The organism is Micromonospora sp. A3M-1-15 (assembly GCF_024213425.1).
In the GTDB taxonomy this organism is placed as follows: Bacteria; Actinomycetota; Actinomycetes; order Mycobacteriales; family Micromonosporaceae; genus Micromonospora; species Micromonospora chersina.
The window spans coordinates 160,334-183,008 of sequence record NZ_JANAVK010000005.1 but is presented as its reverse complement, the minus strand read 5'-3'; the positions used below and the strand labels follow the sequence as shown (position 1 = coordinate 183,008).

General features: G+C 76.9%; 1 protein-coding gene (only partly in view). It reads left to right on the top strand.

From position 1 onward, the window contains the following. A protein-coding gene (locus NLX85_RS24950; protein WP_254339038.1) for a non-ribosomal peptide synthase/polyketide synthase crosses the window boundary here: on the top strand, positions 1–22,675 show its 3' portion. The gene continues 3,566 nt to the left of window position 1, outside the view; the window shows 22,675 of its 26,241 coding nt (coding positions 3,567–26,241); its start codon lies beyond the left edge, outside the window; it ends in the stop codon at positions 22,673–22,675.

Below are 22,675 nucleotides of genomic sequence, written 5' to 3'. Positions count from 1 at the left end.
CCCGGCCGACCAGCTCCTCGCCGCCGGCACGGCCGGCATGGACCTGCGCCGCGCGCCGCTCATGACCGCCGGCGTCGCCGCCGAACCCGGCACCGGGCGGTGGCTCGCCCTGATCCGCGTCCACCACCTCGTCCAGGACCACACGGCGCTGGACGTGCTCCTCGACGAACTCCGCGCCTACCTCACCGGACGCGGCGACGAGCTGCCCCCGCCGGTGCCGTTCCGCGAGTTCGTCGCGGCGACCCGGCTCGGTGTCCCGCGCGCCGAGCATGAGCGCTACTTCGCCGACCTGCTCGGCGACGTCACCGAACCGACCGCCCCGTACGGGCTGCTCGACGTGCACGCCGGCGGCATGGCCTCCGCCCAGGCCCACCTGCGCGTCGACGGCGACCTGGCCCGCCGGGTCGGCGAGCTGGCCCGCGCCCACGCGGTCAGCCCCGCCACCCTGTTCCACCTCGCCTGGGCCCGCGCCGTCGCCGCCGCCTCCGGCCGTGACGACGTCGTCTTCGGCACCGTCCTCTTCGGCCGGATGAACGGCGGCGCGGGCGCCGACCGGGTCGCCGGCCTGTTCATCAACACGCTGCCGGTCCGGGTCCGCCTCGACCGGGGCAGCGTCGCCGACGCGGTGGCCGGCATGCGCGACCAGCTCGCCGACCTGCTGGTGCACGAGCACGCCCCGCTCGCCCTCGCCCAGGCCGCCAGCGGCCTGCCCGGCGGCAGCCCCGTCTTCACGTCGATCTTCAACTACCGGCACAGCCAGCCCTCCGCCGCCCGCGAGGAACTGGACGGGATGCGGGTCGTCTCCGCCCGCGACCTCACCAACTACCCCCTCGCGGTGGCCGTCGACGCCGACGAGGCGGCCTTCAGCCTCACCGTCGACGCCATGGCCCCCGCCGACCCCGCGAAGGTCGGCGCCCTGCTGGTCACCTGCCTAGACAACCTCGTCAACGCCCTGGCCGACGCACCGGCCACCCCGCTGCGCGCCGTGGCCGCCCTCGACCCGGCCGAGCGGCGGCAGGTCCTGGTCGACTGGAACGACACTGCCGTCCCGGCGGTGGACATGTCCGTGCCCGAGGCGTTCGCCGACCGGGTGGCCGCCGACCCGGACGGGATCGCCGTGGTCTGCGGCGAGGAGTCGCTGTCCTACGCCGAGCTGGATTGCCGCGCGGAGCGGCTGGCCCGTCGCCTCGTGGCGGCGGGTGTCGGTCCGGAGTCGCCGGTGGCCGTGGTGCTGGAACGCTCGGCCGAACTGCTCGTGGCGTTGCTGGCGGTGCTGAAGGCCGGTGCGGCGTACCTGCCGTTGGATGTCGCCTGGCCGGTCGCCCGGATGCGGGCGGTGGCCTCCGACGCCGGCGCCCGGGTGGTGCTGGTCCACGAGCCGACGGCCGGGCACGAGTTCGTGACCGGCGCCGAGGGGCTGACGCTGCTGCGGGTGGACCTACCCGGCTCGCCTGACGCCGTCGCGGATCCGCCGGCCGCGGTGTCGCCGTCGTCGGCGGCGTACCTCATGTACACGTCGGGTTCGACCGGTGTGCCGAAGGGTGTGGTGACGACGCACCGGGACGTGGTGCGTCTGGCGCGCGACAGGTGCTGGGGTGACACCCCTCGGGTGCTGTTCCACGCGCCGCACGCCTTCGACGCGTCCACGTATGAGATCTGGGTGCCCCTGCTCTCCGGCGGCACGGTGGTCGTCGCCCCGGCCGGGGTGCCGGACGTGGCGGCGATCCGGGCGCTGGTCACCAGCCATGACCTGACCCACGTGCATGTCACGGCGGGTCTGCTGCGGGTCCTCGCCGAGCAGGACCCCAGCTGCTTCGCCGGGATCCGGGAACTGCTGACCGGCGGTGACGTGGTGCCCGCGCAGGCGGCCCGCCGGGTCCTGGACGCCAACCCCGGCCTGCGGGTCCGTCAGCTCTACGGCCCCACGGAGATCACCCTCTGCGCCACGCAGCACGAGGTCACCGACCCCGCCCAGGTCGGCGACGTCCTGCCCATCGGCCGCCCCCTCGACAACACCCGGGTCTACGTCCTCGACGACCGGCTCCAGCCGGTCCCGGTCGGGGTGCCCGGCGAGCTGTACGTGGCCGGGGCCGGTGTGGCCCGCGGCTACCTTGGCCGCGCCGCCCTGACCGCCGAACGCTTCGTGCCCTGCCCGTTCGACGGCGGGCGGATGTACCGCACCGGCGACCAGGTCCGCTGGACGCCGGACGGCACGCTCGTCTTCGTCGGCCGCGCCGACGACCAGGTGAAGATCCGCGGCTACCGGGTCGAGCCCGGCGAGGTCGAGGCCGTGCTGGCCGCCCACCCGTCCGTCGCGCAGGCCGCCGTGCTGGTCCGCGAGGACACCCCAGGCGACAAGCGCCTCATCGCCTACCTCGTTCCCGCCGAGGCCGGACAGCCCGTCACCGACACCGTCCGTGCACACGTCGAGGAGCGGCTGCCCGCGTACCTCGTGCCGGCCGCGTTCGTGGAACTCGACCGCCTGCCGCTGACCGGCAACGGGAAACTCGACCGCGCCGCCCTGCCCGCCCCCGACTGGACCGCCGGCGGCGCCGGCCGCGCACCGGCCACCGCCCAGCAGGAACTGCTCTGCCAGGTCTTCGCCGACGTGCTCGACCTGCCCGCCGTCGGGCCGGACGACGACTTCTTCGCCCTCGGCGGGCACTCCCTGCTCGCCACCCGCCTCGTCGGCCGGGTCCGCGCGGTCTTCGGTGTCGAACTGCCGATCCGCGCCCTGTTCGAGGCGCGCACCCCGGCGGCGCTCGCCGACCGGCTGGCCCGCGCCGGCGCCGGCCGCGTCGCGCTGACCACCCGGCCGCGCCCCGAGCGCGTCCCGCTGTCCTTCGCGCAACGCCGGCTCTGGTTCCTCGGCCAGTTGGAAGGGCCCAGCGCCACCTACAACATCCCCGTCGCGCTGCGGCTTACCGGCCACCTCGACCGGGCCGCCCTCGACGCCGCGCTCCGCGACGTCCTGGCCCGCCACGAGGTGCTGCGCACCTGGTACGCCGTCGCCGGCGGCGAGCCGTACCAGCGGGTGCTGTCCGTCGAGGAGACCGGCTTCCGGGTCGAGGTCGTGGAGGTGGCCGCCGACGAGGTGGCCGACCGGGTGGCCGGGGCCGCCGCGCACCCGTTCGACCTGGCCGTCGAGCTGCCGCTGCGCGCCACCCTCCTCGCCGTCGCCCCCGACGAGCACGTGCTGGTCCTCGTCGTGCACCACATCGCCGGCGACGGCGCGTCCATGGCCCCGCTCGCCGCCGACGTCTCCACCGCGTACGCCGCCCGGCTCCGCGGCGAGGCGCCCGACCGGCCGCCGCTGCCCGTCCAGTACGCCGACTACGCCCTCTGGCAGCGGGACCTGCTCGGCGCCGAGGGCGACCCGGAGAGCCTGGCCGCCGCCCAGCTCGACCACTGGCGGCGGGCCCTGGCCGGCGTACCCGAGGAACTGGACCTGCCCGCGGACCGGCCCCGGCCCACCGAGGCCAGCCACCGCGGCCACCTCGTCGACCTGGACGTCCCCGCGGAGCTGCACGACCGGTTGCACCGGCTGGCCCGCCGGCACGGCGTCACCCTCTACATGACCCTCCAGGCCGGGCTGGCCGTGCTGCTGTCCCGGCTCGGCGCCGGCACCGACGTGCCGGTCGGCGCGGCCGTCGCCGGCCGGACCGACCCGGCGCTCGACGACCTCGTCGGGTTCTTCGTCAACACCCTGGTCATGCGCACCGACCTGACCGGCGACCCGACGGTCGCCGAGGTGCTGACGCGGGTGCGGGAGAACGCGTTGCAGGCCCTCGCCCACCAGGACGTGCCGTTCGAGCGGCTGGTGGAGGAGTTGGCGCCGTCCCGCTCGCTGGCCCGGCACCCGCTGTTCCAGGTGATGCTCACCCTCCAGAACGCGGACCGGTCCGGTGGACCCCGCGCCGACCTGCCCGGCCTGGCCGCCACCGTGGTGCCGACCGGCGCGGTGCCGGCCAAGTTCGACCTGGACGTCAGCTTCGACGAGACGTACGACGCCGACGGCGCCCCCGCCGGGCTGCGCGGCGCGCTGATCGCCGCCGCCGACCTGTTCGAGCCGGACACCGCCGCCCGCCTCGCCGACCGGCTGGTCCGGGTCCTCGACGCGCTCACCCGCGACCCCGGGCAGCGGATCGGCGCGCTGCCCCTGCTCGACGCCGACGAGCGCCGCCGCGTCCTCACGGAGTGGAACGCCGCCCCGGTGCCGGTCCCGGAGGTCACCCTGCCCGACCTGTTCGAGGCGCGGGCCGCCCGCACCCCCGACGCCGTCGCGCTCACCGACGGCGACACCCGGCTCACGTACGCCGAACTCGACGCCCGCGCCGACGCGGTGGCCCGCCGGCTCGTCGGGCACGGCGTGGGACCGGAGTCCCTCGTCGGTGTGGTCATGGCCCGCACCGCCGACCTCGTGGTGGCGATGCTCGGCGTGCTCAAGGCCGGTGCCGCGTACCTGCCGATCGACCCCGCCTATCCGGCCGAGCGGATCGCCTTCGTGCTCGCCGACGCGGCCGCGGCCTGCGTGCTCACCAGCACCGCGCACGCGGCGGTGGTGCCGCCCGGCGCGCCCGTGCTGGTGCTCGACGAGCCCGACCCGGCGGCCGGGACGGGCCGGGCGGTCCGTACCCGCCCGCTGCGCCCCGAGCACCCGGCGTACGTGATCTACACGTCCGGGTCGACCGGCACCCCGAAGGGTGTGCTGGTGTCGCACCGCGACGTGGTGGCCCTGTTCGCCGCCACCGGCGACCTGTTCGACTTCCGCGCCGACGACGTGTGGACCTGGTTCCACTCGTTCGCGTTCGACTTCTCGGTCTGGGAGATCTGGGGCGGCCTGCTGCACGGCGGCCGCGTCGTCGTGGTGCCGTACGCCGTCTCCCGGTCCCCGCAGGAGTTCGCCGACCTCGTCGCCCGCGAGGGCGTGACGATGCTGTCGCAGACCCCGTCGGCCTTCTACCAGCTTCTCGCCGCCGGCCTGCGGCCCAGCGCGCTGCGCGCGGTCGTCTTCGGCGGCGAGGCCCTCGACCCGGCCCGGCTGGCCGACTGGTGGGCCTGGCACGGGGAGTCCGGGCCGCGGCTGGTCAACATGTACGGCATCACCGAGACCACGGTGCACGTCACCTACCAGGCCCTCGAACCGTCCGACGTGGACGCCGGCAGCGTGATCGGCCGCGGCCTGCCCGGCCTGTCGGTGTACCTGCTCGACGAGTGGCTCAACCCGGTGCCGGCGGGCGTGGTCGGTGAGCTGTACGTGGCCGGTGCCCAGCTCGCCCGCGGCTACGTGGGCCGGGCCGGCCTGACCGGCGAGCGCTTCGTGGCCTGCCCGTTCGTGCCGGGGGAGCGGATGTACCGCACCGGCGACCGGGCGCGGTGGACGACCGACGGCCGGCTGGTCTTCGCCGGCCGGGCCGACGACCAGGTGAAGATCCGCGGCTTCCGCATCGAGCCCGGCGAGGTGGCGGCCGCGCTCGCCGAGCACCCCGCCGTCGGGCAGGCCGCCGTGGTGGCCCGGCAGGACACCGGCGACACCCGCCTGGTCGGCTACCTGGTGCCCGCCGAGGGCGCCGAGGAGACCGACCTGGCCGGGGCCGTCCGCGACTTCGCCGCCGCGCGGCTGCCCGGGTACCTGGTGCCGTCGGCCCTCGTGGTGCTGGCCGCGCTGCCGCTGACCGTCAACGGCAAGCTGGACCGCAAGGCCCTGCCCGCCCCCGACTACGCGGGCACGGCCGGCGCCGGCCGGGCGCCCGCCACCGCCCGTGAGGAGCGGATCTGCCAGGCGTTCGCCGAGGTCCTCGGCATCGACTGGGTCGGCGTCGACGACGACTTCTTCGCCCTCGGCGGCCACTCCCTGCTCGCGGTCTCCCTCGTGGAACGGCTCCGCGAGCGGGGCGTCAGCCTGTCCGTGCGGGCCCTGTTCACCACGCCCACCCCGGCCGGGCTGGCCGCCGTGGCCGGCGGCGGCGCGGTGGCCGTCCCGCCGAACCTCATCCCCGACGGCGCCGACGAGATCACCCCGGCCATGCTGCCGCTTGTCGACCTCACCGACGCCGAGGTCGCCACCGTGGTGGCCGCCGTTCGCGGCGGCGCGGCCAACGTGGCCGACGTCTACCCTCTGGCCCCGCTCCAGGAGGGCATCTTCTTCCACCACCTGCTCGGCGACGGTCCCGACGTCTACGTCACGCCGACCGTGGTCCGCTTCGACTCCCGGGACCGGCTCGACGCGTTCCTGGCCGCCCTCCAGCGGGTGGTGGACCGCAACGACGTCTACCGCACCGCGATCGTCCACGAGGGGCTGCGCGAACCCGTGCAGGTGGTGCTGCGGCACGCCCCGCTGCCGGTGCGCGAGGTCGCGCTCGACCCGGCCGGCGCCGACCCGGTCGAGGCGCTGCTGGCCGCCGCGGGCGACCGGATGGACCTCGGCGCCGCGCCGCTGCTGCACGTGCACGTTGCCGGCGAGGCCGGCGGCGCCTGGCTCGCCCTGCTCCGCGTCCACCACCTCGTCCAGGACCACACCGCCCTGGACGTGGTGCTCGACCAGCTCCAGGCGTTCCTCGACGGGCGCGGCGACGAGCTGCCGCCGCCCGTGCCGTTCCGCGAGTTCGTCGCCCAGGCCCGGCTCGGGCTCTCCCGGGAGGCGCACCAGCGGCACTTCGCCCGCCTCCTCGGCGACGTCACCGAGCCGACCGCCCCGTACGGCCTCACCGACGTGCACGGCGACGGCGCCGCCGCCGTGCACGCGCACGTCCCCGTCGACGACGCGCTCGCCGAGCGGATCCGGGCGGTGGCCCGTACGCACGGGGTCAGCCCCGCCACCGTGTTCCACCTGGCCTGGGCCCGGGTGCTCGGCACCGTCTCCGGCCGGGACGACGTGGTCTTCGGCAGCGTCCTGTTCGGCCGGATGAACGCCGGCGCCGGCGCCGACCGGGTGCCCGGCCTGTTCATCAACACTCTGCCGGTCCGGGTCCGGCTCGCCGGGCACGGCGTCGCCGAGGCGCTCGACGGCCTCCGCGCGCAGCTCGCCGACCTGCTCGTGCACGAGCACGCCCCGCTCGCCCTGGCCCAGGCCGCCAGCGGCCTGCCCGGCGGCAGCCCCGTCTTTACGTCGATCTTCAACTACCGGCACAACCAGGCCCCGGCTGGTGCGGGCGACGGCATGCGCGGCATGCACACCGTCTTCGCCCGCGAGCAGACCAACTACCCCCTCGACGTCGCCGTCGACGTGGACGGGCCGCACTTCGGGATCACCGCCACCGCCGTGGCGCCCGTCGACCCGGCGCAGGTCTGCGCCCTGCTCACCACGGCCCTCACCAACCTGGTCACCGCCCTCGACGAGGCACCCGGCACGTCGCTGGCCGCCATCGGGGTGCTCGACCCCGGCGAGCGGCGCCGGGTGCTCCCCGAGCCGCCGGTCGGGATCGGGCCCACGGCGACCGTGCCGGAGCTGATCGCCGCGCGGGCCGCCGCCGACCCCGGCGCGCTCGCCGTCGTGGGCGGCGGCGTCACGCTCACCTACGCCGAGCTGGACGACCGCTCCGCCCGCCTGGCCCGCGCGCTGCTGGCCCGGGGCCTCGGCGCCGAGTCGGTGGTCGGGCTCTGCCTGCCGCGCGGACCCGAGATGGTCGTGGCCGTCGTCGCCGCGTGGCGGGCCGGCGTCGGGTACGTGCCGCTGGACCCGGAGTACCCCCTCGACCGGCTGGAGTTCATGCTGGCCGACAGCGGCGCCGCCCTCGTGGCCGGCCCCGGCGAGCTGGTCGACCGGCTGCCCGGCCGGCCGGCGCTGCGCCTCGACGACCTCGGCGCGGACGACGCCGACCGGCCGCTGCCCCGGGTCGCGCCCGAGCAGCTCGCCTACGTCATCTACACGTCCGGGTCGACCGGCCGGCCCAAGGGCGTCGCCGTCGCGCACGCCGCCCTGGCCAGCATGGCGGTGCACTACGGCCCGGTGCTCGGCGCCGCCCCCGGCGTCCGGGTGCTCCAGTTCGCCTCGTTCAGCTTCGACGCCTCGGTGCTCGACGTGGCCGTCACCCTGGTGGCCGGCGGCACCCTGGTGGTCGCCGCGCCCGCCGAGCGCGCCGACACCGCGCAGCTCACCGCCCTGGTCCGTGCCCAGGGCGTCACCGCCACCAGCGTGGTCCCGTCCCTGCTGGCCACCCTCGACCCGGCCGAACTGCCCGAGGTGCGGACCATCCTGGTCGGCGCCGAGCCGATCAGCACCGCCCAGGCCCGCGCCTGGTCCGCCGGCCGGAACCTGGTCAACACGTACGGGCCGACCGAGGCGACGGTCATGGTCACCGCCGGCGCGGTCGACGTCGGCCCCGACGGGCGGGTCCCGATGGGCGGCCCGGTCGCCGGCAACCGCCTCGTCGTGCTCGACGACCGGCTCCAGCCCGTGCCCGTCGGCGTCACCGGCGAGCTGTACGTGGCCGGCCGGCAGCTCGCCCGCGGCTACGTCGGGCGGCCCGGCCTCACCGCCGAGCGCTTCGTGGCCTGCCCGTACGCGCCGGGGGAGCGGATGTACCGCACCGGCGACCGGGCCTGGTGGACCGCCGACGGCCAACTCGTCTTCGCCGGGCGGGCCGACGACCAGGTGAAGATCCGTGGTTTCCGGATCGAGCCGGGCGAGGTGCGGGCCGTGCTGGCCGACCACCCGGCCGTCGCGCAGGCCGCCGTGGTGGTCCGCGAGGACACCCCCGGCGACCCGCGGCTCGTCGCGTACCTGGTGCCCGCCGAGGCCGGCGCGCCGATCGCCGACACCGTGCGGGAGCACGCCGCCGAGCGGCTGCCCGCGTATCTGGTGCCGGCCGCGTTCGTGACCCTCGACGCGCTGCCGCTGACCGTCAACGGCAAGCTCGACCGGGCCGCCCTGCCCGCCCCCGACCACGGCGGCCCCGCCGGCCGGGCCCCGGCCGACGCCCGCGAGGAGCTGCTCTGCGCCGCCTTCGCCGACGTGCTCGGCCTCGACCGGGTCGGCGTGGACGACGACTTCTTCACCCTCGGCGGGCACTCCCTGCTCGCCACCCGCCTGGTCAGCCGGGTCCGGGCGCTGCTCGGGCTGGAGGTGCCGATCCGGGCGCTGTTCGAGGCGCGTACCCCGGCGGCGCTCGCCGCGCGGCTGCGCGACGCGCGGGCCGGCCGGGTCGCGCTGACCGCCCGGCCCCGCCCCGACCGGGTGCCGCTGTCCTTCGCCCAGCGCCGGCTGTGGTTCCTCGGCCAGCTCGAAGGACCCAGCGCCACCTACGACATCCCGGTGGCGCTGCGCCTCACCGGCGACCTGGACCGGGCCGCGCTGGACGCGGCGGTGCGGGACGTCCTCGACCGGCACGAGGTGCTGCGGACCGTCTACGAGGTCGCCGACGGCGAGCCGCACCAGCGGGTGCTGCCGGTGGCCGAGACCGGCGTCCGGGTCGAGGTGGTCGAGGTGCGCCCTGCCGAGCTGGCCGCCCGCGTGGCCGAGGCCGCCGCGTACCCGTTCGACCTGGCCGTGGAGGTGCCGCTGCGGGTCACCCTCTTCGCCGTCGCCCCGGACGAGCACGTGCTCGTGCTGGTGGTGCACCACATCGCCGCGGACGGCTGGTCGATGGGCCCGCTGTCCCGGGACGTCGCCACCGCGTACGCGGCGCGCCGCGCCGGCCGGGCCCCCGACTGGACCCCGCTGCCGGTGCAGTACGCCGACTACGCGCTCTGGCAGCGCGAGCTGCTCGGCGCCGAGGACGACCCGGACAGCACGGTCGCCCGGCAGGTCGCCCACTGGCGGGCGGTGCTGGCCGGCGCGCCCGAGGAGCTGGAGCTGCCCACCGACCGGCCCCGCCCGGCGCAGCCCTCGTACCGGGGGCACCTGGTCGAGGTCGACGTGCCCGCCGCGCTGCACCGCGACCTCGTCGGGCTGGCCCGCGCGACCGGGGTGACCGTGTTCATGGCCGTGCAGGCCGCCCTCGCGGTGGTGCTGTCCCGGCTCGGCGCCGGCACCGACGTGCCGATCGGCGCGGCCGTGGCCGGGCGCACCGACCAGGGCCTCGACGACCTCGTCGGGTTCTTCGTCAACACCCTCGTGATGCGCACCGACCTGTCCGGCGACCCGACCGTGGCGGAGCTGCTGGCCCGGGTCCGGGAGACCGCCCTGGACGCGTACGCCCACCAGGACGTGCCGTTCGAGCGGCTGGTCGAGGAGCTGGCCCCGGCCCGCTCGCTGGCCCGGCACCCGCTGTTCCAGGTGCTGCTCACTCTCCAGAACCTGGCCACCGGCGCCGGTTCCGCGCCCCGGCTGCCCGAGCTGTCCACCGAGTCGTTCCCCACCGACGACGTGCCGGCCAAGTTCGACCTGGACGTCAGCCTCACCGAGGCGTACGACCCGGACGGCGCGCCGGCCGGGATGAGCGGCACCCTGATCGCCGCCGCCGACCTGTTCGACCGGCACACGGTCGAGCGGGTCGCCGGCTACCTCGTCCGGGTCCTGGCCGGGCTCGCCGCCGACCCCGACGCCCGGCTGAGCACGGTCGACGTGCTCGACCCCGCCGAGCACCGGCGGGTGGTCGGGGAGTGGAACGCCACCGACGCCCCGGTGCCCGCGCGGCCCGTCGCCGACCTGATCCGCGACCGGGCCGCCGCCACCCCGGACGCCCTCGCCCTGCTCGCCGGCGAGACCCGGCTCGACCACGCCGAACTGGCCGCCCGGGTGGACCGGCTCGCCGGGTACCTCGCCGCCCGCGGCGCCCGCCCCGGCGCGCTCGTCGCGATCTGCCTGGACCGGACCGCCGACCTGGTGGTCGCCCTGCTCGCGGTGCTGCGCACCGGCGCCGCCTACCTGCCGATCGACCCCGGCTACCCGGCCGAGCGGGTCGGCTGGATGCTCGCCGACGCCCGGCCCGTGCTGCTGCTCACCACCACCCGGGCCCGCGCCGGCAACGCCGCCCTCGCCGGGGCCGCCGGCGCGCTGCTGCTGGACGACCCGGCCACCGTGGCCGGGCTCGCCGAAGCCGGACCCGCGCCGGCGGCCGCGCCGCGCCCCGAACACCCGGCCTACGTCATCTACACCTCCGGCTCCACCGGCCGGCCCAAGGGCGTGGTGGTCCCGCACGGCGCGCTGGCCAACTTCCTCACCGCCATGGCCGCCACCACCCCGCTCACCCCGGACGACCGGCTGCTCGCCGTCACCACGGTGGCCTTCGACATCCACGTGCTGGAGCTGTACCTGCCGCTGCTCGCCGGCGCCGCCGTGGTCCTCGCCGACGAGGCCGTGGTCCGCGACCCGGCGGCCGCCGCCGCGCTGATCCGCCGGGCCGGGGTGACCGTCGCCCAGGCCACCCCCGCCTGGTGGCACGCCCTCGCGGCCGGGCACGCCGACGCGCTGGCCGGGCTGCGGGTGCTGGTCGGCGGCGAGGCGCTGCCGCCCGCCCAGGCCGCCGCGCTGACCGCCCGGGCCCGCTCGGTGACCAACCTGTACGGCCCGACCGAGGTCACCGTCTGGGCGACCACCGCCGAGCTGGGCGGCGAACCGGCCGGCCAGGTGCCGATCGGCCGTCCGCTGTGGAACACCCGGGCGTACGTGCTGGACGCCGCGCTGCGCCCTGTCCCGGTCGGCTGCCCCGGCGAGCTGTACCTGGCCGGCGCCCAGGTGGCCCAGGGCTACCAGAACCGCCCCGACCTCACCGCCGAGCGCTTCGTGGCCTGCCCGTACGGGGCCGCCGGGGAGCGGATGTACCGCACCGGCGACGTGGTCCGCTGGCGGGCCGACGGCAGCCTCGCGTTCGTCGGCCGCGCCGACGACCAGGTGAAGATCCGCGGCTTCCGGATCGAGCTGGGGGAGGTGGAGGCCGCGCTGGCCGGGCACCCCGCCGTCGCCCGGGCCACGGCCGCGGTCCGCGAGGACAGCCCCGGCGACCGGCGGCTCGTCGGCTACGTGGTGCCGGCCGGCCCCGCCGGGGTGGACGTGGCCGCGCTGCGCGGGCACCTGACCGGGCTGCTGCCGGCGTACCTGGTGCCCTCGACGGTGGTCGTGCTCGACGCGCTGCCGCTGACCGCCAACGGCAAGGTGGACCGCCGGGCGCTGCCCGCCCCGGACCACGCCGCCGGGGCCGGCCGGGCTCCCGCCGACGCCCGCGAGGAGCTGTTCTGCGCCGCGTTCGCCGCCGTGCTCGGCCTGCCGGCCGTCGGGGTGGACGACGACTTCTTCGCCCTCGGCGGGCACTCGCTGCTCGCCGTCGCCCTCGTGGAGCACCTGCGCGGGCTCGGCGTGACGGTGCCGGTGCGGGCGCTGTTCACCACCCCCACCCCGGCCGGCCTGGCCGCCGCCACGGGCGTCACGTCGGTGCCCGTGCCGCCCAACCGGATCCCCGACGGCGCCCGGGAGATCGGCCCGGAGATGCTCCCGCTTGTCGACCTGACCCCGGAGGAGCTGGCCACCGTGGTCGCGGCGGTCCCCGGCGGAGCGGCAAACGTCGCCGACGTCTACCCGCTCGCCCCGCTCCAGGAGGGCATCCTCTTCCACCACCTGATGGCCGACCGGGAGGGCGACGACGTCTACGTGCTGCCCACCGTGCTCCGGTTCGCCACCCGGGACCGGCTCGACGACTTCCTCGCCGCCCTGTCGGCGGTGGTGCGCCGGCACGACATCTACCGCACGGCCGTGGTCTGGGCCGGGCTGCGCGAGCCGGTGCAGGTGGTGGCCCGGCACGTCGAGCTGCCGGTGGAGGAGGTGAGCCTGGCCGGCGCCGCCGACCCGGTCGCCGCGCTGCTCGCCGACGGCGGCGCCTGGCTGGCGCTGGACCGCCCGCCGCTGCTGCGGATGCGGGTGGCCGCCGAGCCGGGCACCGGCCGCTGGCTGGGCCTGCTGCGCATCCACCACCTCGTGCAGGACCACACCGCCCTGGAGACGCTGCTCGCCGAGGTGCTGGCGTTCCTGACCGGGCGCGGCCACGAGCTGCCCGACCCGCTGCCGTTCCGCGAGTTCGTGGCCCGGGCCCGGCTCGGCTCCTCCCGCGACGAGCAGGAGGCACATTTCCGGGCCCTGCTCGGCGACGTCACCGAGACCACCGCCCCGTACGGCCTCACCGACGCGCACGGCGACGCCGCCGACCTGCGCGGCGCGCAGCGCTTCGTCGCCGACGACCTGGCCGACCGGGTACGCCGGCTCGGCCGCTCCCACGGGGTCAGCCCGGCCACCCTGTTCCACCTGGCCTGGGCACGGGTCCTGGGTGCCCTCGCCGGCCGGGACGACGTGGTCTTCGGCACCGTCCTCTCCGGCCGGCTGGGCGCCGGCGGCGGCGACGCCCGGGTTCTCGGCCCGTTCATCAACACCCTGCCCGTGCGGGTCCGGCTCGACGGCGGCACCGGCGACGCGCTGGCCGCCCTGCGCGTCCAGCTCGCCGAGCTGCTGGCGCACGAGCACGCCCCGCTCACCCTGGCCCAGACCGCCAGCGGGGTGCCGAACGGGCAGCCGCTGTTCACCGCCCTGTTCAACTTCCGGCACAGCGCGCCCCCGGTGGACGGGCCCGCCGACGACGGGGTGGACGGCATCGAGCAGGTGGCCTCCCGGGAGCGGAGCAACTACCCGGTCACCGTCTCCGTCGACGACCTGGGGGAGCGGTTCCTGCTCAGCGTCGACGCGGTGGCCCCGGCCGACCCGGACGACGTGTGCGCGCTGCTGCACACCTGCCTGGCACACCTGGTCGCCACGCTGACCGACGCGCCGGAGACCCCGCTGGCCGCCGTGCCCGTGCTGGACGACGACGGCTACCGGCGGCTGGTCGAGGAGCCGAACCACACCGGCCGGGGCGTGCCGCCGCTGACCGTCCCGGCCGCGTTCGCCGCGCAGGTCGCGCGTACCCCGGACGGGGTGGCCCTGGTCGACGCGGCCGGCGCCTGGACGTACGCCGAACTGGACGCCCGCGCCGGCCGGCTGGCGCGGCTGCTGCGCGACCGCGGAATCGGGCCGGAGACCGTGGTGGGCGTGCTGCTGGACCGCTCCGCCGAGCTGGTGGTGGCGCTGCTGGCCATCCTCCGGGCCGGCGGCGCCTACCTGCCCGTCGATTCCGGTTACCCGGCCGGCCGGATCGCCGACATGGTCGCCGACGCCGCGCCGCGGCTGGTGCTCACCACGAGCGCGGTGACCACCGCGCTGCCGGCGGCGGTCGACCGGCTGGTCCTCGACGACCCGGCCACCCGGGCCGCGCTCGACGCCGCCGACCCGGCCGGGCCCGCGGAACCGCGCCCCGACCACCCGGCGTACGTCATGTTCACCTCCGGCTCCACCGGCCGGCCCAAGGGCGTGGTCGTGCCGCACGCGGCGATCGACCGGCTGGTCCGCGCCCCCGGGGTGGCCCCGCTCGGCCCCGGCGACGTGGTCGCGCAGCTCGCCTCCGTCTCCTTCGACGCGGCCACCTTCGAGATCTGGGGCGCCCTGCTCACCGGCGCCACCCTGGCGGTGGCCCCGCCCGGGGCGCTGTCCGTGGCCGAGCTGGGCGCCTTCCTCACCGACCGGCGGGTCAGCACCCTCTGGCTGACCGCCGGCCTCTTCCACGAGGTGGTCGACGCCGACGTCACCGCGCTGGCCGGCCTGCGCCGGCTGCTCGCCGGCGGCGACGTGCTCTCCCCGGCGCACTGCCGCGCCCTGCTGGAGCGGCTGCCGCACGTTCAGCTCGTCAACGGGTACGGCCCGACGGAGAACACCACCTTCACCACCGTCCACCCGGTACGCCCCGACGACCTGTCCGGGGCCGTGCCGATCGGCGCGCCCATCCCGGACACCCGGGTGTACGTCCTCGACGCGGCGCTGCGGCCGGTGCCGGCCGGGGTGGTCGGCGAGCTGTACACCGCCGGCGCCGGCCTGGCCCGCGGGTACGCCGGCCGGCCGGGCCTCACCGCCGAACGCTTCGTGGCCTGCCCGTTCGCGCCGGGGGAGCGGATGTACCGCACCGGCGACCGGGTGCGCCGCGACCCCGACGGGCGGCTGGTCTTCGTCGGCCGGACCGACGCGCAGATCAAGCTGCGCGGCTTCCGGGTCGAGCCCGGCGAGGCCGAGGCCGTCCTCGCGGGCCACCCGGAGGTGGCCCGCGCCGTGGTCACCGTCCGCGAGGACACCCCCGGGGAGAAGCGGCTCGTCGCGTACGTGGTGCCGGCCGACCCGTCCACGCCGGGTGACGCCCTGGTGGCCACGCTGCGCGCGCACGCCGCCGACCGGCTCCCCGACTACCTGCTGCCCGCCGCCGTGGTGCCGCTGCCGGCACTGCCGCTGACCGTCAACGGCAAGGTCGACCGGGCCGCCCTGCCCGCCCCCGAGCAGAGCGCCGGGAGCGGCCGGCCGGCGGCCACCGCCCGGGAGGAGATCCTCTGCGGCGTCTTCGCCGAGGTGCTGGGCCGGCCCACGGTCGGGCCGGACGACGACTTCTTCGCCCTCGGCGGCCACTCGCTGCTGGTCACCCGGCTGGTCAGCCGGGTCCGGGTGGTGCTCGGGGCGGAACTGCCCATCCGCGCGGTGTTCGAGGCGCCCACCCCGGCCGGCCTGGCCGACCGGCTCGCCCGGGCCGCCGCGCCCGACCGGCCCGCGCTCACCCCCCGACCCCGCCCCGACCGGACGCCCCTGTCGTACGCGCAGCGGCGGCTGTGGTTCCTCGGCCGCCTCGAAGGGTCGAACGCCACCTACAACATCCCCCTCGCGCAGCGGATCGACGGACCGGTGGACACGGACGCGCTGGCCGCCGCGCTGCGTGACGTGGTCGGCCGGCACGAGGTGCTGCGTACCGTCTTCCCGGTCGCCGACGGCGAGCCGTACCAGCGGGTGCTGCCGCTCGACGGGTGCGGCTTCGCGCTCCGCGTGGTGCCGACCCCCGCCGACCGGCTCGCCGACGCGGCCGGCGAGGCGGCGGCCACCCCCTTCGACCTCGCCGTCGACCTGCCGGTGCGCGCCTGGCTGTTCACCGCCGGCCCGACCGAGCACGTGCTCGTGCTGCTGGTGCACCACGTCGCCGGCGACGGCTGGTCGATGGCCCCGCTGGCCCGCGACCTCGCCACCGCCTACGCGGCCCGCCGCGCCGGCCGGGCTCCGGAGTGGACCCCGCTGCCGGTGCAGTACGCCGACTACGCGCTCTGGCAGCGGGAGCTGCTCGGCGCCGACGACGACCCGGAGAGCGTGCTGGCGCGGCAGGTCGCCTACTGGCGGGCCGCCCTGGACGGCGCGCCGGAGGAACTGGAGCTGCCGGTCGACCGGCCCCGCCCCGCCGAGGCCGGCCACCGCGGCCACGACGTGCCGCTGCGGGTGCCCGCCGAGGTGCACGCGCGGCTGCGCGAGGTGGCCCGGGCCGAGGGCGTCACCGTCTTCATGGTGCTCCAGGCCGCCTTCGCGACCCTGCTGTCCCGCCTCGGCGCCGGCCGGGACGTGCCGATCGGCTCGGCCGTCGCCGGCCGCACCGACCAGGGACTCGACGAACTCGTCGGGTTCTTCGTCAACACCCTGGTGATCCGCACCGACCTGAGCGGCGACCCCACCTTCCGCCGGCTGCTGGCCCGGGTCCGCGCCACCGGCCTGGCCGCCTACGAGAACCAGGACGTGCCGTTCGAGCGGCTGGTCGAGGAGCTGGCCCCGGCCCGCTCGCTGGCCCGGCACCCGATCTTCCAGGTGATGCTCACCCTCCAGAACACGGCCGCGGCCGGCGGCGAGCTGGCCGGGGCCCGCACCGACGGCCTGCCGGTCGGGCTCACCGCGGCCAAGTTCGACCTGGAGGTGACCATCGGCGAGGCGTTCGACGCCGACGGCAGCCCCGCCGGGCTGGGCGGCGCGCTGATCGCCGCCGCCGACCTGTTCGACCCGGCCTCGGCGGAACGGATCGCCGACCGCCTGGTCCGGGTGCTCGACGCCGTCGCCCAGGACCCGGACCTGCGGGTCAGCCAGGTCGACGTGCTCGACTCCGACGAGCGGCGGGCGGTGCTCGCCGGCTGGAACGACAGCGACCTGCCGGTGCCGTACACCACCGTGCCGGCGCTCTTCGCGGCCCAGGTCGCCCGCACGCCGGACGCGGTCGCGGTGACCTGCGGCGCGACCCGGCTGACGTACGCCGAACTGGACGCCCGGGCCAACCGGATCGCCCGGCACCTGGTCGGCCGGGGCGTCGGACCCGAGTCGGTGGTGGCGGTCTGCCTGCCCCGCTCGGCCGACACGATCGCCGCCCTGCTGGGCGTCTGGAAGGCCGGCGCCGCGTACCTGCCGGTCGACCCGGCGTACCCGGCGGACCGGATCGGCTTCCTGCTCGGCGACGCCGAGGCGGTCTGCGTGCTCACCGCGAACGGCCCGGCGGCGACGCTGCCCGCCGGCGCGCCGGCGACCGTGCTGCTGGACGACCCGGCCGTCGCGGCCGAGCTGGCCGGCCTGCCCGGCGCCGACCTCACCGACGCCGACCGGCGGGCCCCGCTGCTGCCCGGGCACCGGGCGTACGTCATCTACACCTCCGGCTCCACCGGCCGGCCCAAGGGCGTGGTGGTCGAACACCGCACCGCCGTCGGCCTGCTCACCTGGGCGGCCGGGACGTTCAGCCGGGAGGAGTTCTCCCGGGTGCTCGCCGCCACCTCGCTCAACTTCGACGTGTCGGTCTTCGAGCTGTTCGGCCCGCTGGTCTCCGGCGGCAGCATCGAGGTGGTCCCGGACCTGCTGGCACTGACCGACCGGGCGGGCGCCGGCTGGTCGGCGAGCCTGATCAGCGCGGTGCCCTCCGCGCTGTCCCGGGTGCTCGGCGGCGACGTGCGCGCCGCCGCCCGCACCGTGGTGCTGGCCGGCGAGGCCCTCACCGCGTCGGCGGTCAACCGGGTGCGCGGCGCGCTGCCCGGGGTGCGGGTGGCCAACATCTACGGCCCGACTGAGGCCACCGTCTACGCCACCGCCTGGTGGACCGACGACGACGTGGCCGGCGTCCCGCCCGTCGGCCGGCCCATCGCCAACACCCGCGCGTACGTCCTCGACGACCACCTCACCCCGGTCCCGCCGGGCGTGGTCGGCGAGCTGTACCTGGCCGGCGCCCAGCTCGCCCGCGGCTACCTGGGCCGGGCCGGGCTCACCGGCGAACGCTTCGTGGCCTGCCCGTTCGACGGCGACGGGCAGCGGATGTACCGCACCGGCGACCGGGTGCGCTGGTCGGCCGACGGCCAGCTGGTGTTCGCCGGCCGGGTCGACGAGCAGGTGAAGATCCGCGGGTTCCGCATCGAGCCGGGCGAGGTGCAGGCCGCGCTGGCCGCCCACCCGGACGTGGCCGAGGCCGTGGTGCTGGCCCGCCAGGACGTGCCGGGCGACCCGCGGCTGGTCGGCTACGTCGTACCGGCCGGCCCGGACGTCGACGCGGCGGGCCTGCCCGAGGCGGTCCGCGGGCACCTCGCCGGGCGGCTGCCCGCGTACCTGGTGCCGGCCGCCGTGGTGGTCCTCGACGCGCTGCCGGTGACGGCCAACGGCAAGCTCGACCGGCGCGCCCTGCCGGCCCCCGAGTTCGGCGCGGGCGCGGGCGCCGGGCGCGGCCCGGAGACCCCCCGCGAGGAGATCATCTGTGCGGTCTTCGCCGAGGTGCTCGGGCTGCCGGCGGTCGGCGTGGAGGACGACTTCTTCGCCCTCGGCGGGCACTCGCTGCTGGCCGTCACGCTTGTCGAGCGGCTGCGCCAGCGCGGCGTGTCGGTGTCGGTGCGGGCGCTGTTCCAGACCCCGACGGTGGCCGGGCTGGCCGCCGCCGCCGGCCGGGAGCAGCTGGCCGTGCCGGCGAACCGGATCCCCGCCGGCGCGGACCGGCTCACCCCGGAGATGCTGCCGCTGGTCGACCTGACCGACGAGGAGATCGCCACGGTGGTCGCCACCGTGGCGGGCGGCGCGGCCAACGTCGCCGACGTCTACCCGCTCGCCCCGCTCCAGGAGGGCATGCTCTTCCACCACCTCATGGCGGGTGCGGACCGCGAGGACGTCTACGTCATGCCGGCCCTCGTGGAGTTCGACTCCCGGGCCCGGCTGGACGCCTTCGCGGCCGCGTTGCAGCAGGTCATCGACCGCAACGACGTCTACCGCTCGGCGGTGGTCTGGGAGGGGCTGCGCGAGCCGGTGCAGGTGGTGTGGCGGCGGGCCACGCTGCCGGTGCGGGAGGTGACCCTCGAACCGGGCGACGGCGACGAGGCCGACCGGCTCCGGGAGACCGTCGGGCTGGCCATGGACCTGGGCGCGGCGCCGCTGCTGAGCATCCACGCCACGCCCCGCCCCGACGGCACCTGGCTGGCGCTGCTCCGGGTGCACCACATGGTCCAGGACCACATGGGCCTGGAGGTGCTGCTCGACGAGGTCCGGGCGATCCTGCTCGGCCGCGGCGACCAGCTGCCCCCGCCGGTGCCGTTCCGCGACTTCGTGGCCCAGGCCCGCGGCGGGATCTCCACCGACGAGCACCAGCGCTACTTCGCCGATCTGCTCGGCGACGTGACCGAGCCGACCGCCCCGTACGGCCTGCTCGACGTGCACGGCGACGGCGCCGGCCTGGTCCGCGCCGGGCTGCCGCTGGCGCCCGAGGTGTCCGCGCGGGTCCGGGACGTGGCGCGCCGGCTCGGGGTGAGCCCGGCGACCGTGCTGCACGTGGCCTGGGCCCGGGTGCTCGCCGCCGTGGCCGGCCGGGACGACGTGGTGTTCGGCACCATCCTCTTCGGCCGGTTGAGCACGGGCGCGGACCGGGTGCCCGGCCCGTTCATCAACACCCTGCCGGTCCGGGTCCGGGTCGGCGGCACCGGCGCGGCGGCCGCGGTCACCGCGATGCGGGACCAGCTCGCCGCGCTCCTGGAACACGAGCACGCGCTGCTCACCACAGCGCAGCAGGCCAGCGGCCTGGCCGGCAGCGCGCCGCTGTTCACCGCGCTGTTCAACTACCGGCACAACACCCCCGGCCAGGCCGCGGCGCACGGCGACGAGGAGATCGAGGGCATCCGCGCGCTGTCCATGCGGGAGCGCACCAACTATCCGCTGTCGGTCGCCGTGGACGACGACGGCGCGGGGCTGCGGGTGAACGTCAACGCCGTCTCCCCGGTCCGTCCCGACGAGGTCTGCGCGCTGCTGGCGACCGCCACCGCGAACCTGGTGGACGCGCTGGAGGCCGGGCTCGACGGTGGGCCCGACCTCCCGCTGACCGGCGTCGACGTGCTCGACCCGGCCGAGCGGCGGCGGGTCCTGGTCGACTGGAACGACACGGCGACGCCGGTGGCGGACCTGACGGTGGCCGAGGCGTTCGCCGCGCGCGTGGCGGCCGACCCGGACGGGACCGCCGTGGTGGCCGGCGACGTGACCCTGACCTACGCCGAGCTGGACGCCCGGGCCGGGCGGCTGGCCCGTCGCCTGGTCGCCGCGGGCGTCCGGCCGGAATCGCCGGTGGCCGTGGTCATGGAACGCTCCGCCGAGCTGCTGGTGGCGCTGCTGGCCGTGGTCAAGGCCGGCGGTGTCCACCTGCCGCTGGACGTGGCCTGGCCCCTCGCCCGGATGCGCACGGTGGCCGCCGACGCGGGCGCCCGGGTCGTCCTGGTGCACGCGCCGACCGCCGGGCACGAGTTCGTCACCACGCCCGGCGACGCCGTGATCGTCGCCGCCGACACCGACGAGGACGCGCCCGGAGTCGCGCTGCCCCCGGTGACCCCGTCGGCGGCCGTGTACTCGATGTACACCTCCGGCTCGACCGGGGTGCCGAAGGGCGTCGTCACCACCCACCGGGACGTGGTGCGCCTCGCGTACGACCGGGGGTGGGGTGCGACGCCGCGGGTGCTGTTCCACGCGCCGCACGCCTTCGACGCATCCACCTACGAGATCTGGGTGCCGCTGCTCTCCGGCGGGACCGTGGTCGTCGCCCCGGCCGGCGCGATCGAACCGGCCGTGCTGCGGGACCTCGTCACCGGCCACGACCTCACCCACGTGCACGTCACGGCCGGCCTGCTGCGGGTGCTCGCCGAGCAGGACCCGGCCTGCTTCGCCGGGCTGCGCGAGGTGCTCACCGGCGGCGACGTGGTGCCCGCACCGGCGGTCCGCCGCGTCCTCGAGGCCAACCCGGGGGTCACGGTCCGGCACATGTACGGCCCGACCGAGATCACCCTCTGCGCCACGCACCACGTGGTCACCGACCCGGCGGAGGTCGGCGACGTCCTGCCCATCGGCCGCCCGCTGGACAACACCCGCGTGTACGTCCTGGACGACCGCCTGCAACCGGTGCCGGTGGGCGTGCCGGGCGAGCTGTACGTGGCCGGGGCCGGTGTGGCCCGGGGCTACGCCGGCCGGCCCGGGCCGACCGCCGACCGGTTCGTGGCCGACCCGTTCTCCGGCGGCCGGATGTACCGGACCGGCGACCAGGTCCGCTGGAGCCCGGACGGGGAACTGGTGTTCGTCGGCCGGGCGGACGCGCAGGTGAAGATCCGCGGCTACCGGGTGGAGCCCGGCGAGGTCGAGGCCGTGCTGGCCGCGCACCCGGCGGTCGCGCAGGCGGCCGTGCTGGTCCGCGAGGACACCCCCGGCGACAAGCGCCTGGTGGCCTACCTGGTCCCGGCCGAGGCCGGCGCGGACGTCACCGACACCGTGCGCGCGTACGTCGAGGAGCGGCTGCCCGCGTACCTGGTGCCGGCCGCGTTCGTCGCACTCGACGCGCTGCCGCTCACCGGCAACGGAAAGCTCGACCGGGCCGCCCTGCCCGCGCCCGGCACGCCCGGGGCGGGCGGCGGGACCGCCCGCGTCGCCCCCGGCCCCCTCGCCGTGCTGGAGGAACGCATCTGCGAGGCGTTCGCCGAGGTGCTCGGCCTGCCCACGGTCGGCGTCGACGACGACTTCTTCACCCTGGGCGGGCACTCGCTGCTCGCCGTCGCCCTGGTGCAGCGGCTCAAGGTCCGCGGCATCTCGGTGACCGTGCAGGAGGTGATGGCGAGCCCCACCGTCACCGGGCTCATGAACACCCTGAGCCTCTCCTCGGTGCGGGCCTCGCTGGACGTGCTGCTGCCGATCCGCACCGGCGGCGACCGGCCCCCGCTGTTCTGCGTCCACCCCGCCGGCGGCCTGAGCTGGTGCTACATGCCGCTGGCCCGGCACGTGCCGGAGGCGTACCCGATCTACGGCCTCCAGGCCAGCGGCCTCGACGGCGTCGGGGCGCTCGCCCCCTCGCTGCCCGAGATGGCCGCCGACTACGTCGCGCGGATGCGGGCGGTGCAGCCGTCCGGGCCGTACCTCGTGGTGGGCTTCTCCTTCGGGGTCGCGCCCGCCCACGAGATCGCCGTGCAGCTCCGCGAGCAGGGCGAGCGGGTGTTCCTGGTCATCATGGACTCCTACCCGCCCGACGAGGACGACGAGCCCGAGGCCGCGGCCGAGGACGTGCCCTGGGAGGAGCTGATCCGGGCCGAGTTCGGGCACGTGATCGCCGGCTTCTCCGACGACGAGGTCGGCCTCCTGGCCCGGGTGGTGCAGAACAACACGGTGGTCCGCGCCGGGCACCGCTACCGGGTGTTCGACGGCGACGCGCTGCTGCTCACCTCCACCGACAGCGCCCCCGACGGCGAGCCGGTCGCTGGCCGGTGGGCCCGGCACGTCACCGGCACCGTCACCGAGCGGGCCCTGCCCTGCTCGCACGACGAACTGGTCCGCCCCGACATCCTCGGCCAGGTCTGGCAGGCCGTCGCGGCCTGGCTGCCCGACGACGGACCGTCGGCCTGA